Below are 13,707 nucleotides of genomic sequence, written 5' to 3'. Positions count from 1 at the left end.
TGGTGAATTATAAGACGCGGACGCTGCCCGTCAGCGGTGTCCGGGGTCGCTGTCGATGTAGGAGCCGGGGCGGGTTGCGGTGCCGTGCTGGCAGTTGCAGCCGCCGTCGACCTGGAGCCGGACGGTCACTGGGGTTGAGGACTCCAGCTGGATGTCCACGGTGTCCTTCCCTTCGCTGCTGATCCGGAGGGTCTGTGCTTGGTCGTTGCGGTAAGTCATGTCATTACCTTTTCCTGATGCGTTGGGGGGTGAGGGTGCCCCGGTGGCGCGGGGTGGGAGGCCGCGTGCCACCGGGGCGGGTGCTGCTTTAGGGGTGGACGGGTTATTTGCTGTCCGGGTCCGCGTGCCGGCCTTGGACGGTCGGGATGCTGCCGGTGTGGGTGCTGCCGTGGTGGGAGTCGGGGTCGGGGCATGTTTCGCCGCAGTCGTGTTTGGTGACGAGGTCGAATTGGACGCCGCCGTGTTGTTCCACGCCGGTGCGGATGGCCCGTTCCACCACTGATGTTGCCAGGCGTTTACGCAGGGACAGGGGGTCGCGGCGGAGGTCTTTGGCCAGGGCGAAGCAGAGCAGGAACATCACGATGACGAATGGCAGGGCCGCGACGATGGTGATCCGTTGGAGCCCTGTGAGGGCTTCGGATGGTTCGTCGCCGCCGGCCAGGAGCATGACGGCTGCGACGGCGCCGGTGAGGCTGCCCCAGAAGATCACGACGCCGCGGCGGGGGTGTTCGGCGCCGTTGGAGCTCAGTGATCCCATGACGATGGAGGCGGCGTCGGCGCCGGTGATGAAGAAGATCGCTACGAGGACCATGGCCAGGACGATGACTGCGGCGGTGAGCCAGCCGGGCATGCCGAGGTTTTTGACGAGGTCAAAGAGGGCACCGTCGAAGTTGACCGACGGGACGCCGTTGGTCATGGTGACCAGGCCCGGGGTGCCGGCCTGGTCGGCTTCCTGCTGGACGTGGAAGGCGGCGCCGCCGAAGATGCCGAACCAGATGATGCTCACGATGCTGGGGACCAGCAGGACGCCGGTGACGAACTGGCGGATGGTCCGGCCGCGGCTGATGCGGGCGATGAACAGGCCCACGAAGGGCGTCCAGGAGATCCACCAGGCCCAGTAGAAGATGGTCCAGCTGGTCATCCAGCTCCGCAGGGCCTCGTCGCCGACCGCTTCGGTCCGGGAGGACATCTCGGCCAGGTCGCGGGCGTAGTCGCCGACGGCGGACGGGATCAGGTTCAGGATGAAGAGGGTGGGACCGGCGATGAAGACGATCAGTGCCAGCACCACGGCCAGGACCATGTTGATGTTGGAGAGCCACTGGATGCCGCGGCTGATGCCGGAGACCGCGGAGGCGACGAAGCAGAAGGTCAGGACCGCGACGATGACCACCAGGACAGGGGTTCCGACTTCGCCGAACCAGCCGTTGGAGGTCATGCCGGAGCCGATCTGCAGCGCACCCAGGCCCAGCGACGCGGCCGTGCCGAAGAGGGTGGCGAAGATGGCCAGGATGTTAATGAGTTTCCCGATCGGGCCTTCGACCATCCGGATGCCGAACAGCGAGGTGAACATCGCCGATACCAACTGCCTGCGGCCCAGCCGGTACGTGCCGTAGGCCATCGCGATGCCCACGACCGCGTACATGGCCCAGGGGTGCAGGGTCCAGTGGAAGATCGAGGTGGCCATCGCGGTCTGGATCGCTGCGGGGGTCCGTCCGTCCACGGTGCCCGGCGGCGGGGAGATGTAGTGGTAGAGCGGCTCGGCCACCCCGTAGAACATCAGCCCGATGCCCATACCCGCGGCGAACATCATGGACACCCAGGACACGGTCCGGAATTCGGGTTTCTCGCCGTCCTTGCCCAGCGGGATGTTCCCGAACTTGCCCAGGGCCAGCCACAACACAAAAACCACGAACAGGGAGGCCAGGACCATAAAGAGCCAGCCCGTGTACTCCATCACCCAGTTCAGGGCCAGCGTTGAGCTCGAAGCCAGGCTGTCCCGGCCCACAAAACCCCACACCACAAAAGCGATAGCGATAGCGCCCGTGATCCCGAAAGTCACCTTATCGAGCGTGAGGCTGTGGTTCCGGCGTTCCGAAACCGCCTGCTCGGTCTTGGCGCTGCGCAACTCCTCAAGAATCTGCTGATACTCCTCGGTCTCGTCGGTAGAGACACTGAGGACTTCTACGGTACTGCCCACACTTTCGGGCTCCTCACTTGGATGAGTTCCTGCCCGGCCGTTCCCGGCAGGCAACTCCTCAGGTGTGAGCGGTTTTAGATCACTATTAATAGCCATGAGCGGGTCCTTTGCTCGGCGAATCATGGGCCTGCCGTTAGGCATGGCCCTTGGGGGTCAGACCGGGCGGAAGGTTGGGGGGCCTCGCCCGATCGATGATCATGATGTTGACGTCAAGAAAACTGGTGCTGGGACACCAAACGCAGCTGATATTTTCAACCATCAGTAGAGATATATCAGTGCTATGGTATGGCAGGACGGGATAGGTGTCCAGAGATTTCTTGCGGGCCATGTAGCCGGCTCCGGCCTGTGGACGGGCTCGTCCGTCCGGCAGGTGCAGCCCTAAGGGAGCATCCGTAAGGCTGACGGCTTTAGCCCGTTTCGCCGAAGATTATTGACATATATCTATTACTAATCTGATATATAAGTTCTATACTAGACCGGGTCCGTCCCCGGATCGATCGCCAACTCAATGAGGAGTGGAACAGCATGAAGCAACTCGCGCACCGGCTCGAACGCCTGGGCACGGAAACCGCCTTCAGTGTCGCCCAAGCGGCCGCCGCCTGGAAGGCGAAGGGGAACCGCGTGTACCCCTTCCATCTGGGCGACATCAATATCCCGACGGCCCCGAATATCGTCGAAGCGATGAACCGGGCCATCGCGGACGGTTATACCGGTTATTGCCCCGGCCCCGGCATTCCGCAGTTGCGCGAGGCCCTTGCCGAAGACATCGGGGGCCGCCGGGGTATTGAATTCTCACCGGAAAACGTCGTGGTGATGACGGGAGGCAAGCCTGTTATCACGAAGTTCCTGCAGGCGGTCATGAACCCGGGCCAGGAAGTGCTCTACCCGAACCCCGGATTCCCGATCTACGAATCGCAGATCGAGTACCTCGGTGGAACGGCTGTACCCTACCGTTACCTGCCCACGAGCGAGGGCTTCGCGATTGACCTCGACCAGGTGCGGGCATCGATCACCCCGAATACTGCCGCGATCATCTACAACGACCTGCAGAACCCCATCTCGGCTGAGTCGACGGCGGCTGAGCGGGAGGCAATCGCACAGCTCGCGCAGGAGCACGACCTCTGGGTGCTCTCGGATGAGGCGTACTTCGAGACGCGCTACGAGGGTGTCTCGAACTCAATCGCGTCGATTCCCGGCATGGCGGAGCGCACGGTCATCCTCTACACCTTCAGCAAGAAGTTCGCCATGACCGGATCCCGCCTCGGCTGCGCGGTCGCCCCCGTCGAGATTGCCAAAATCCTCAGCACACTCAACACCAACGACGAGTCGTGCACGACGCACTACGTGCAATGGGCCGGTATTGAAGCGCTCCGCGGCACCCAGGAACCCGTACAGCAGATGCTCGACATCCTGCGCGCGCGCCGGGACGCCGCCTGCGAACTGGTGAATGACATCGCCGGCATGCACGTCGCCGTGCCCCAGTCGACGTTCTACCTGTTCCCCGACGTCACCGAGGCCATGGAGCGCATGGGTTACACGGCAGTCGGCGATTTCGCCTCCGCAGCGCTGTACGAAACGGGCGTCTCCTTCTGCACCCGTGAGCACTTCGGTCGCCGCCAGCCCGGCGAAGACCGGCAGTACATCCGCCTCGCCTACTCGGGCATCGACGTCGCCGATATTCACGACGGCCTAGGCCGCTTGCGCAAGTGGATCGAGACGGCATGAGCCGGGTCGTCGTCACGGGACGTATACCCGAAGCCGCACTCGAAAAACTGCGTACCGAGCATGAAGTCGACGCCTGGACGGGTCCGGAGTCGATAGGCCGCGAGGAGCTCCTGCGCCGGGTAGCAGGGGCAGATGCAGTGGTGAGCCTGCTCACCGAACGCATGGACGCCGAGCTGCTCGACGCCGCCGGACCGCAGCTCAAGGTCGTCGCGAACGTCGCCGTCGGCTATGACAACATCGACGTGCCCGCGTGCACCGAACGGGGCGTCGTCGCCACCAACACACCGGGCGTGCTCACGGAGGCCACGGCCGACATCGCGTTCGGCCTCATCCTTTCGGCGACGCGCCGGCTCGGCGAGGGGGAACGGCTCATCCGCTCAGGCCAGGACTGGAAGTGGGGCATGTTCTTCCTGCTCGGCAGCAGCCTGCAAGGCAAGACCCTCGGCATCGTCGGTATGGGCGGCATCGGCCAGGCGACCGCACGCCGGGCCAAGGCCTTCGGCATGGAAATCCTCTACCAGTCCCGCCGTGAGATCGCCCCCGAGGTCGCAGCTGAACTTGGCGCCAGGAGGGTTGAACTCGACGAGTTGCTGGCCAACTCTGACGTCGTCTCGCTGCACTGCCCCTACGCACCGGCCACCCACCACCTGATCGGTGCCGGGGAACTGGCGGCTATGAAGGATTCGGCATACCTCATCAATACCGCGCGGGGCCCTATCATCGACGAAGCAGCACTCGCCGCCGCGCTGCGCGATGGGCAGATCGCGGGTGCCGGGCTCGACGTCTTTGAAAACGAGCCCACAGTGCACCCCGGATTGCTCGAGCTGGAGAACGTCGTGCTCGTGCCGCACCTCGGCTCCGCCACCGTTGAGACCCGTACCGCGATGGCAATGCTCGCCGCCGACAACGTACTGGCAGTGCTCAACGACGGACCGCCGCCCGCACCGATCAACTAGAGGGGGCTGGCGCCCGCGGGACGACAAACCCGGCCGCGTAGTAGCCCCGTCCCAAGGGATGGGGCGGGGCTACACAGCCGCCGGCGTCGTCCGTCTCCGCGGCGGCTGTTCTTCACATGCAGGACAGATCCCTACTGCCTCGCGGCAACAGTATTTACCGGGGCATCACACCTTAGAGAGAGATCATAGTGACACGTATTGGCATCGTGGCCGAGCTGGGTAATGAGTCAAGGGTGGCAGCGACGCCTGCCACCGTCAGGAAGATAGCGGAGTTGGGCTACGACGTTGTGGTCGAGAAGGGCGCGGGGGAGTCCTCGGCTTTCCGTGATGAGGACTATGAAGCTGCAGGTGCCCTGGTGGTGGGCGCCGATGAGGCGTGGGGCAGTGAGGTGGTGCTGCGTATCAATCCACCCTCCGAAGAGGAGATCGGCCGTTTGGCTGAGGGTGCGACGTTGATTGGAATGTTGGCCCCGGGATTGCGGCCGGAACTCGTGGAGGCACTTGCGTCACGGCCTATTACGGCGCTGGCGTTGGATGCTGTTCCCCGCATTTCACGGGCGCAGTCGATGGATGTGCTCAGCTCGATGGCCAACATCGCCGGGTACCGTGCCGTGATCGAAGCCGCCCATGAGTTCGGCAGGTTCTTCACAGGTCAGGTGACCGCGGCGGGCAAGGTCCCGCCGGCGAAGGTCCTGGTCGCGGGTGCCGGTGTTGCCGGGTTGGCGGCGATTGGTGCGGCCTCGAGCTTGGGCGCGATTGTGCGTGCGACGGATCCGCGGCCGGAGGTCGCTGACCAGGTGAAGTCCATTGGCGGGACCTACCTCAAGGTTGAGGTGGAGGAGGAGATGAAGTCCTCTGACGGGTACGCGAAAGCGACGTCGGAGGCGTACAACCGGCGCGCGGCTGAGATTTACACCGAGCAGGCCCGCGATGTGGACATCATCATCACCACGGCCCTGATCCCGGGACGCCCTGCGCCGAAGCTGCTCACGGCCGATGACGTCGCCGACATGAAGCCGGGCAGTGTGATTGTTGACATGGCTGCCGGGCAGGGCGGAAACGTGGAAGGCTCCGTGGCCGGGGAACGGATCGTGACGGAGAACGGTGTGGTGATCCTTGGCTACACGGATCTGCCGGCCCGGCTGCCGGCCCAGGCCTCGCAGCTGTACGGGACGAACCTTTTGAACCTGCTCAAGCTGCTCACCCCTGGCAAGGACGGGGTTCTGCGGATCGATTTCGAGGACGTTGTGCAGCGGTCAGTGACCGTGGTGCGGGACGGTGAGAAGACCTGGCCACCGCCCCCGGTGCAGGTCTCCGCCGCACCGGTGGTAAAAAGCGACGCTGCAACGCCCGCCCAGGGCACCGCGCCCAAGAAGAAGACTGGCCTGAGCGCCGCCGGTAAGGCTGGGCTTTTCGCCGCGGGTATCGCTGCCCTGTTCCTGGTCAATGCGGTGGCCCCGGCGCCGCTGCCGCAGCACTTCACGGTGCTGATGCTTTCGGTCGTAGTCGGCTTCTACGTCATTGGAAAAGTCCACCACGCACTGCACACGCCGCTGATGTCTGTCACGAACGCGATTTCAGGGATCATCGTCGTCGGGGCCCTGCTGCAGGTCACCTCGGAGAACCCGGTGGTGCAGGTGCTCGCCGCTGTCGCGGTGCTGCTGGCCAGCATCAACATCTTCGGCGGTTTCGCTGTCACCCGGCGCATGCTCGCCATGTTCTCCCGCGGAAATAGGGCCCACGGATGAGCGCCGTCATCGAAGCAGCAGGAACATTTACAAGGAGCTTAACCGTGTCTGACACCGTCTCCGGTCCCTTGACCGCGGAATCCATTGCAGGGGCGGCCTACGTCGTCGCGGCCCTGCTGTTCATCCTGTCCCTCGCCGGGCTGAGCAAGCACGAAAAAGCCAAGGCCGGTGTCGTCTACGGCATCACCGGCATGGTGATCGCGTTGGCGGCCACGGTCTGGCTGACCCTTCAGGGTGCATGGGGAACAAACCATGGCCTGACCGGCCTGGGGCTGCTCGTCGCTGCCGTGCTGGTGGGCGGTGCAATCGGGCTCTGGCGTGCCCGGGTGGTCGAGATGACCGGCATGCCCGAACTCATCGCCCTGCTGCACAGCTTCGTGGGACTCGCCGCGGTGCTCGTCGGCTGGAACGGCCACCTTCAAGCCCCGGAACTGACCGGAGCCCTAAAGGACGTCCACCACGCCGAAGTCTTCATCGGCGTCTTCATCGGCGCGGTCACCTTCACCGGCTCCATCGTGGCGTTCCTGAAGCTCTCGGCCCGGATGAAATCCTCACCGCTGATGCTGCCGGGCAAGAACGCCATCAACCTCGGCGCCCTCGCCGCGTTCATCGCCCTGACCGTCTGGTACGTCAATGACTCCCAGCTCTGGCTCCTGATCCTCGTCACCGTCCTCGCCCTCGGGCTGGGCTGGCACCTGGTGGCCTCCATCGGCGGCGGCGACATGCCCGTCGTCGTCTCCATGCTCAACAGCTACTCCGGCTGGGCAGCGGCCGCGGCAGGCTTCCTGCTGAACAACGACCTGCTCATCATCACCGGCGCCCTCGTCGGCTCCTCGGGCGCGTACCTGTCCTACATCATGTGCAAGGCCATGAACCGGTCCTTCATCTCCGTCATCGCCGGCGGCTTCGGCATCGCCGCCCCCGCCAGCAAAGGGGACACAGACCAGGGCGAGCACCGCGAAATCACTGCCGAGGCAACAGCGGAAATGCTCACCAACGCCTCGTCCGTGGTCATCACCCCGGGCTACGGCATGGCCGTAGCACAGGCCCAATACCCGGTCGCCGAACTCGCCCACCAGCTGCGCGAACGCGGCGTGAACGTCAGGTTCGGCATCCACCCGGTCGCAGGCCGCCTCCCAGGCCACATGAACGTCCTGCTCGCCGAAGCCAAAGTCCCCTACGACATCGTCCTGGAAATGGACGAAATCAACGACGACCTCGGCGACACCTCCGTAGTCCTGGTCATCGGCGCCAACGACACCGTCAACCCCGCCGCGGCAGAAGACCCAGGCAGCCCCATCGCCGGGATGCCCGTCCTCAAAGTCTGGGAAGCCGAAAACGTCATCGTCTTCAAACGCTCCATGGCCGCCGGCTACGCCGGCGTCCAAAACCCGCTCTTCTACCGCGACAACTCCCAAATGCTCTTCGGCGACGCAAAACAACGCGTCGAAGACATCCTCAAAGCCTTCTGACGCGCCGGCCCCTCTTCCTCCCGCAACGTCGTTGACGGGGCTGGTTCGGGCATCCCGGCTCAATCACCTAACAAAAACGAGAGGAGAGACCATGATCTTGTCCCGAATATTCCGCATCGGAACTCCGAGCAGCGCGACGGGGCCGAGTGAACCGGAGCAAATCCCCAGCACCGAACAAGCACCGTTGCAGCCTGCCCATTTCATCGACGAACTAGTTACGTCATCGTGGGTAGGACTCCACTACCGACACGAGTTTCTGCTCCATTACAAGCACGAAACTCTGGAACACCACCATCCGGCGCGTGGTCGGCGGCGGGTTGACCTGGGAAATCACACGAGGTCCTTCACATCGCGGCCTAAGTGACCTGACCCAGCCCGTGCCCACCGCCGGTACTGAGCTTCAGCAGAGAAACGTCCGGGCTGGCCGCTGTTTGCGGCTGGCCCGGACGTTTTGTTTTCGGGTTGGATTTAGTTCGCAGGCTCTCGTCACGTTGGGCTTTGACGTGGCGTCCGTCACTGAGTAGAATTTGTGAAACGATTCAAGAAACAGCAAATATCCTGCCTGCTCTTGAGACCCCGCAGCACTCACCGTGAAAAAGCCACGCCGGAATGGAAGAGTTCCGGTTCCTAGCCAATGACGCCGAAGGAAGCCAGAGAATGACCGTCACTCCCGCCGGGCATATCCGTCCCAAACTCGATGCAGCCCACCCGGGCAGGGATCCGAAGAAGGCCGCGATGAGCGGCTGGATCGGAGGCGCCCTTGAGTACTACGACTTTGCGCTGTATTCCCTCGCCGCAACCCTCATCTTCCCGGCCATCTTCTTCCCTTCCGGGAACCCCACCGTCGCGATCATCGCGTCGCTGGCCACCTATGCCGTGGGCTACGTCTCCCGCCCGGTGGGCGCGATCGTCCTGGGCGCGATCGGCGACAAGCACGGCCGCAAGAACGTCCTCGTCTTCGCGATGCTGCTCATGGGTTTCGCCACCTTCGCGGTGGGGCTCCTGCCAACCTACGGCCAGGTGGGCATCCTCGCCCCTGCCCTGCTGGTGATCCTCCGACTGATCCAAGGATTCGCCGTCGCCGGTGAGCTGGGCGGTGCGAGCGCAATGATCGTGGAGCATTCCCCTGACGCCAAGCGCGGCTTCTTTGCCAGCTTCAGCCTTCAGGGAACGCAGGTGGGCTCCATCCTGGCCACTGCCGTGCTGCTTCCGCTGTCCGCGCTTCTCCCCAAGGACCAGTTCGAGACGTGGGGCTGGCGTATCCCGTTCCTGCTCAGCGCCCTGGTGATCCTGGCGGGCTACATTATCCGCCGCCGGGTCCACGAACCCCCGGCATACCTCGCGCAGTCCAACGCCGGCAAGGAAAAGCGCCGGTTCCCGCTCGTCGAGCTCATGCGCACCCACCCGCGGGTCCTGATCCGCTGCATCATCATGACCTTCACCAACGTGATCGGCATGGCCACCCTGATTTTCGGCGTCTCCTACGCCACCCAGAAGGGCTACGGCATCGGATTCTCCAGCAGCGAATTCCTCTGGGTGACGCTCGTGGCCAACATCGCTGCCGTCATCACCATCCCCGTCTTCGGCGCCTTGTCGGACCGGATCGGACGCAAGGCCCTCATGCTCGCCGGCGGGCTGGGCGGCGGCCTGCTGACGTGGGTCTACCTGTGGGCCATCGACCAGCGGAGCCTGGTCCTCGTCTTTGTGTGCGTCCTGATCGTGCAGGGAATCTTCTTCCAGATGTGGAACGCGACGTTCGCCACCTTCTTCCAGGAACAGTTCCCCATGCGGATCCGGGTGACCGGGTTTGCCGTGTCACAGAACATCGGCCTGATGCTCGCCTCGTTCTTCCCGAGCGTCTTCACGGCAGTGGCGCCCCCGGGCTCGGCCAATGTTCCGCTGGTGATCGGGCTGATCACCTTCGGCATTTGCGCCGCGGCGGCAGTGGCCACCTTCCTGTCCTCCGATACCAAGGGCAAGTCCCTCGAGGACCTCGAGAACCAGAAGGCCTGACGACGACGACCGGTTGAGCCCCTGCCTGCCCCCCGCAGGCGGGGGCTCACTGCTCACTTCAAGCGTTCAGCGGCGCTCTAGTGGGCTGCACCGAGTTCGATCAGCAGGACGCCGCCGATGATGAGGCCGAGCCCGAGCATCATGACGGGAGTGATGGTCTCCTTGAAGAAGATACGGCTGGCGAGCGCGGTCAGTGCCACGCCGACAGCGGCCCAGATGCCGTAGGCCACTCCCAGGCTCATCCCGGAGTCCAGGGTCAGGGTGAGGAGGCTGAACGCCAGGAAGTACCCGACGGCGACCGGTACGTACCAGCGTCGCTTACCGCTGGAAGCGACGCGGAGGAACAGGGTGGCGGTCACCTCGGTGAGGATTGCCCCTGCCAGGAACAGCCACATCATGAATTGACCATTTCCTGTTCAGGTTCCGTTGCCGGGGCTTTGTGCGACCCGAGTTCCACGCAGAGCACGCCGCCAATGACCATGGCAACGCCGATCATCATGACGGGGGTCAGCGCTTCACCAAAGAAGAGCGCGGCCAGCAACACTGTGAGAGTTACTCCCAGCGCAGACCAGATGCCGTAAGCAACGCCCAGGCCCAGGCCTTTGCGGAGGACTCCGGCCAGGAAACCGAAGGACGCGGTGTAACCAACAACCACCACCACGAAGAAGGCAGGATTATCCAGGGCGGCTTTCAAGGAGAGGGACGCCGTCACCTCACTCAGGATCGCGCCGGCCAGAAGAATCCACTTCATGTAAACAGTCCTTGAGAGTCGTGAGGGCTTGGTCCCGTGTATGCAACGGCAAGGACGCTGGTGGTGTTCCCTGGTCTCCCACAAGGCAAGCAGGTGGGAAGCCCAGGGCGCCTGGCTACGTTTGCGGGACCAGTACCGCGCCGGCGACCGCTGAGCTTCCGAGGTCGCTCTTTGGGAGGGCCTGCCGTCCGGCCAGGGCTGTGGTCCAGGTATCAGTATCGGCCACGGCTGCCCAGTTCGAATTCAGCAGTGCGAGCAGTGTGGTGTGCACTGTCTTCGCGTCCGCGAAACCTGCGTCGTTGGCCAGATTGACGGCACCGGTGGCGTCTGACAGGACTTCGGTGGTGAAACCCAGGAACTCTGCCTCCACGGCGGAGGCGAGCACGCAGTTGTTCGTCATGTAGCCCGCCAAGGTGACCGTGTCGACGTCGTGCTGACGCAGCCATTCGGCGAGGCCGGTACCGGCGTAGACGGAGCCATACTGCTTCACCAGCGCCTTCCATTCGGCGGTCTTGCGGCGGGCAATCTCGGGGTGCAGGTCGAATTCGGGTGTGCCGGGCGCAAAGACCGGCGCCCCTTCGCCCGCTGAGTGCTGAATCACCGCGACGGGAATGCCCGCGGCGGTGGCGGCATCAACGGCCTTCGCGATCATGGGCAGGGACTCCTGGTGCGGCGGGTACTGAATTTCAAAAGGGCCGCTGAAGTACTGCTGCTGCACGTCAATGAGGATGAGGGCGCGGCGGGGGGTGCTCATGTTCTTGTTTCTCCCTGATGATTTTGATTGCCTTTTGGCGACTTTTCCAGTTTTCCCGCTGCCGGTGCATGGCGACAGTGGCACGAAGGCGCATATACGATGAATTCGGGCCATACGGTAGAAGGGGCACTATGAGAGTCGCGGTCTACGCCTTCACGGGCGCCACGATGTTCCACCTTGCCGTTCCGCAAATGGTGTTTGACGAGGTTGCCCGCCAGGGTCTTGCCAAGTGGAAGACGGTGCTCTTTTCCGACCATGAAGGCGGGATTACAACCGCGGAGGGCTATCGGCTGGGTGGGGTGAAGGGCCCGACGGCCGCGGAAGAAGCGGACGTGGTGGTGGTGCCCTCGTGGTTCGACGACGGACGCGTCCCCGGCGATGCGCTGCGGCGGGTGCTCCAAGGCGCACATGGGCGTGGGGTGCCGATCCTCGGGTTGTGCTTGGGAGCAATCCCCGTAGCCGACGCAGGCCTGCTCGCTGGGCGCCCGGCCGTCACCCACTGGCAGGCGTTCGATTCCCTTGCCGCACGGCATCCGGATGTCCCGCTCGACCAGACCGTGCTCTATATCGACCACGGTGACGTACTAACCTCGGCCGGCACTGCCTCCGCCCTGGACGCCTGCCTGCACCTGGTCCGCTCCCGGCTTGGAGCGGACGCAGCGAACCGGGTGGCACGCAGCCTTGTGATCGCTCCGCACCGGGAGGGCGGCCAGGCGCAGTACATTGAACACCCGGTGCCGAAGCGCGCTACGGATGATCCGATCTCGCGCCTGCTCGAATGGGCGTTGGCCCGCCTGGCTGAACCCCTCACCATCGACCGGCTCGCTGCCCAGGCACACCTGAGCCGCCGCACTTTCGTACGGGCCTTCCGCGCAGCGACGGGGACAACGCCGGCGGCCTGGATCCGCGCCCGCCGCCTTGATGCAGCCCGGCGGTTGCTGGAAACCACGGACCTGTCCATAGACCAGATCTCCTCCGACTGCGGCTTCGGCAACGCCGTGACCCTGCGGCAGAATTTCGCGGCCGCCTTTTCCACGACGCCTACCGAATACCGGCGGCGCTTTGACGCCCGGCTGACGCCGGGACACTGATCGTGGGGGCACCCCGCTTCGCAGGCTTTTTTGGTTGTTGTGGTCCATTTCGCGGCCATCCATAATGTGGCTGTGGGGATGTCGCTGCTTTTCGGCGTGGTGACTGCCAGTGCTTTGGTGCTGGGGGCCTTCGCGGGCGTGCGTTTTGAACTGCCGAAGCGCGTCCTGGCCATGGTGTTGTCCTTTGCGGCGGGCGCCCTGATCACTGCACTGACTTTCGAGTTGTTCGAGGATGCCTACGAACGCGGCGGAGCGTGGCGCGCCGGGATTGGCCTGTTCGTTGGTGCCGTGGTCTTCACGGCGTTAAGCGCGTTGCTCGACCGGTGGGCCCAGGCCGGGTCGAAGCCGGTTCCCGCGGATGAATACCGGGGCAGCCCCAAGCTCGACACGGACGCCGCCGCCGAGGGGCGTGCGCCGTCCGCCGCGTCCACCCGGGGTACGGCGGGCCTGGCTTTGCTGGCTGCCGCCACGCTGGATGGAGTGCCTGAGAACCTCGCTCTGGGCGTTTCGCTGGGTGAGGGGACCGGCGGCCTGGCGCTGCTGGCCGCGATCTTCGTCTCCAATCTGCCCGAGGCTCTCGTAGGCGCAGCATCGATGCGCAGCCAGGGGATGTCCACGGCCGCCATCATCAGGCTCTGGGGCGTGTGCTCAGTGGTACTCATCCTTGCCGTAGTGCTCGGTGCCGGCCCGCTCTCCGGCAGCAGCCCCGAGACGATTTCGTTGCCGCTGGCCTTCGCGGCTGGAGCGGTGATCGCCGCCCTCGCTGACACCATCATGCCTGAGGCATTCGAACACGGGGGACCGGCAGTGGCATTGAGCACGGCGGCCGGATTCGTGGCCTCATTCCTGTTGTCCCTGGCGTAGGAGCAGCCGCCAGCTCACGATTGGGCGGCACTTGAGGCTCCAAATACGCCCTGCGTGAACCTGCCCAACTTCTCCTCCCAAGGCACGGATCGTTCCCAGCTTCCGGTCGTAAACTGACCTTCGCACCACCACTTGT

12 protein-coding genes are annotated in these 13,707 nt (G+C 64.3%); 7 read left to right on the top strand and 5 right to left on the bottom strand.

Annotation, left to right across the window (positions count from 1 at the left end):
• Window positions 1-30: 30 nt before the first annotated feature.
• Window positions 31-219 (bottom strand): hypothetical protein, encoded by a 189-nt coding sequence (locus AC5RVY_RS04395; protein ID WP_493953463.1) that lies wholly within the window; start codon window positions 217-219, stop codon window positions 31-33.
• A 103-nt stretch (window positions 220-322) separates the two neighbouring features.
• Entirely contained in the window at window positions 323-2,293 is a 1,971-nt protein-coding gene (locus AC5RVY_RS04390; RefSeq protein WP_493953462.1) for a BCCT family transporter, read from the bottom strand.
• 429 nt (window positions 2,294-2,722) lie between these two features.
• Here AC5RVY_RS04390 and AC5RVY_RS04385 point away from each other — a divergent pair, with 429 nt between their 5' ends.
• From AC5RVY_RS04385 to AC5RVY_RS04365, 5 genes are all read left to right on the top strand, one after another.
• Window positions 2,723-3,922, top strand: a complete 1,200-nt coding sequence (locus tag AC5RVY_RS04385) for a pyridoxal phosphate-dependent aminotransferase (RefSeq protein ID WP_493953461.1) — start codon at window positions 2,723-2,725, stop codon at window positions 3,920-3,922.
• Window positions 3,919-4,878: a 2-hydroxyacid dehydrogenase gene (locus AC5RVY_RS04380; RefSeq protein WP_493953460.1), complete on the top strand. Its 960-nt coding sequence runs from the start codon at window positions 3,919-3,921 to the stop codon at window positions 4,876-4,878. Before AC5RVY_RS04385 ends, AC5RVY_RS04380 begins: the two co-directional genes overlap by 4 nt.
• 188 nt (window positions 4,879-5,066) lie before the next feature.
• On the top strand, window positions 5,067-6,626 hold the full coding sequence (locus AC5RVY_RS04375; protein ID WP_493953459.1) for a Re/Si-specific NAD(P)(+) transhydrogenase subunit alpha: 1,560 nt from the start codon (window positions 5,067-5,069) through the stop codon (window positions 6,624-6,626).
• Window positions 6,623-8,098: a Re/Si-specific NAD(P)(+) transhydrogenase subunit beta gene (pntB, locus tag AC5RVY_RS04370; protein WP_493953458.1), complete on the top strand. Its 1,476-nt coding sequence runs from the start codon at window positions 6,623-6,625 to the stop codon at window positions 8,096-8,098. The genes AC5RVY_RS04375 and pntB overlap by 4 nt, the downstream gene beginning before the upstream one ends.
• A 657-nt stretch (window positions 8,099-8,755) precedes the next feature.
• Window positions 8,756-10,111: an MFS transporter gene (locus AC5RVY_RS04365; RefSeq protein WP_493953457.1), complete on the top strand. Its 1,356-nt coding sequence runs from the start codon at window positions 8,756-8,758 to the stop codon at window positions 10,109-10,111.
• A 77-nt stretch (window positions 10,112-10,188) separates the two neighbouring features.
• Here the strand turns inward: AC5RVY_RS04365 and AC5RVY_RS04360 are convergent, their stop codons facing one another.
• The 3 genes from AC5RVY_RS04360 to AC5RVY_RS04350 all read right to left on the bottom strand — a co-directional run bounded on the left by AC5RVY_RS04360 (window position 10,189) and on the right by AC5RVY_RS04350 (window position 11,616).
• Window positions 10,189-10,509 carry a DMT family transporter gene (locus AC5RVY_RS04360; RefSeq protein ID WP_493953456.1) on the bottom strand — a complete coding sequence of 107 codons (321 nt, stop codon included), beginning with the start codon at window positions 10,507-10,509 and terminating at the stop codon, window positions 10,189-10,191.
• Window positions 10,506-10,862, bottom strand: coding sequence for a DMT family transporter (locus AC5RVY_RS04355; protein ID WP_493953455.1), 357 nt, complete (start codon window positions 10,860-10,862; stop codon window positions 10,506-10,508). The genes AC5RVY_RS04360 and AC5RVY_RS04355 overlap by 4 nt, the downstream gene beginning before the upstream one ends.
• A gap of 115 nt (window positions 10,863-10,977) precedes the next feature.
• Entirely contained in the window at window positions 10,978-11,616 is a 639-nt protein-coding gene (locus tag AC5RVY_RS04350) for an isochorismatase family protein (RefSeq protein WP_493953454.1), read from the bottom strand.
• 131 nt (window positions 11,617-11,747) lie between these two features.
• Here AC5RVY_RS04350 and AC5RVY_RS04345 point away from each other — a divergent pair, with 131 nt between their 5' ends.
• The gene (locus tag AC5RVY_RS04345) at window positions 11,748-12,707 is read left to right on the top strand and encodes a GlxA family transcriptional regulator (RefSeq protein ID WP_493953453.1); all 960 of its coding nucleotides are present in this window, start codon (window positions 11,748-11,750) and stop codon (window positions 12,705-12,707) included.
• A 78-nt stretch (window positions 12,708-12,785) separates the two neighbouring features.
• On the top strand, window positions 12,786-13,571 hold the full coding sequence (locus AC5RVY_RS04340) for a ZIP family metal transporter (protein ID WP_493953702.1): 786 nt from the start codon (window positions 12,786-12,788) through the stop codon (window positions 13,569-13,571).
• Window positions 13,572-13,707: the final 136 nt, after the last annotated feature.

Source organism: Arthrobacter sp. Ha26, assembly GCF_059091705.1.
This window is presented reverse-complemented; position numbering and strand designations above follow the sequence as displayed.

Excerpts from the sequence above, each read along its gene's own strand:
- AC5RVY_RS04395 (WP_493953463.1), bottom strand. The coding sequence starts at position 219 with ATGACTTACCGCAACGACCAAGCACAGACCCTCCGGATCAGCAGCGAA.
- AC5RVY_RS04390 (WP_493953462.1), bottom strand. The coding sequence starts at position 2,293 with ATGGCTATTAATAGTGATCTAAAACCGCTCACACCTGAGGAGTTGCCT.
- AC5RVY_RS04385 (WP_493953461.1), top strand. The coding sequence starts at position 2,723 with ATGAAGCAACTCGCGCACCGGCTCGAACGCCTGGGCACGGAAACCGCC.
- AC5RVY_RS04380 (WP_493953460.1), top strand. The coding sequence starts at position 3,919 with ATGAGCCGGGTCGTCGTCACGGGACGTATACCCGAAGCCGCACTCGAA.
- pntB (WP_493953458.1), top strand. The coding sequence starts at position 6,623 with ATGAGCGCCGTCATCGAAGCAGCAGGAACATTTACAAGGAGCTTAACC.
- AC5RVY_RS04365 (WP_493953457.1), top strand. The coding sequence starts at position 8,756 with ATGACCGTCACTCCCGCCGGGCATATCCGTCCCAAACTCGATGCAGCC.
- AC5RVY_RS04360 (WP_493953456.1), bottom strand. The coding sequence starts at position 10,509 with ATGATGTGGCTGTTCCTGGCAGGGGCAATCCTCACCGAGGTGACCGCC.
- AC5RVY_RS04355 (WP_493953455.1), bottom strand. The coding sequence starts at position 10,862 with ATGAAGTGGATTCTTCTGGCCGGCGCGATCCTGAGTGAGGTGACGGCG.
- AC5RVY_RS04350 (WP_493953454.1), bottom strand. The coding sequence starts at position 11,616 with ATGAGCACCCCCCGCCGCGCCCTCATCCTCATTGACGTGCAGCAGCAG.
- AC5RVY_RS04345 (WP_493953453.1), top strand. The coding sequence starts at position 11,748 with ATGAGAGTCGCGGTCTACGCCTTCACGGGCGCCACGATGTTCCACCTT.
- AC5RVY_RS04340 (WP_493953702.1), top strand. The coding sequence starts at position 12,786 with ATGTCGCTGCTTTTCGGCGTGGTGACTGCCAGTGCTTTGGTGCTGGGG.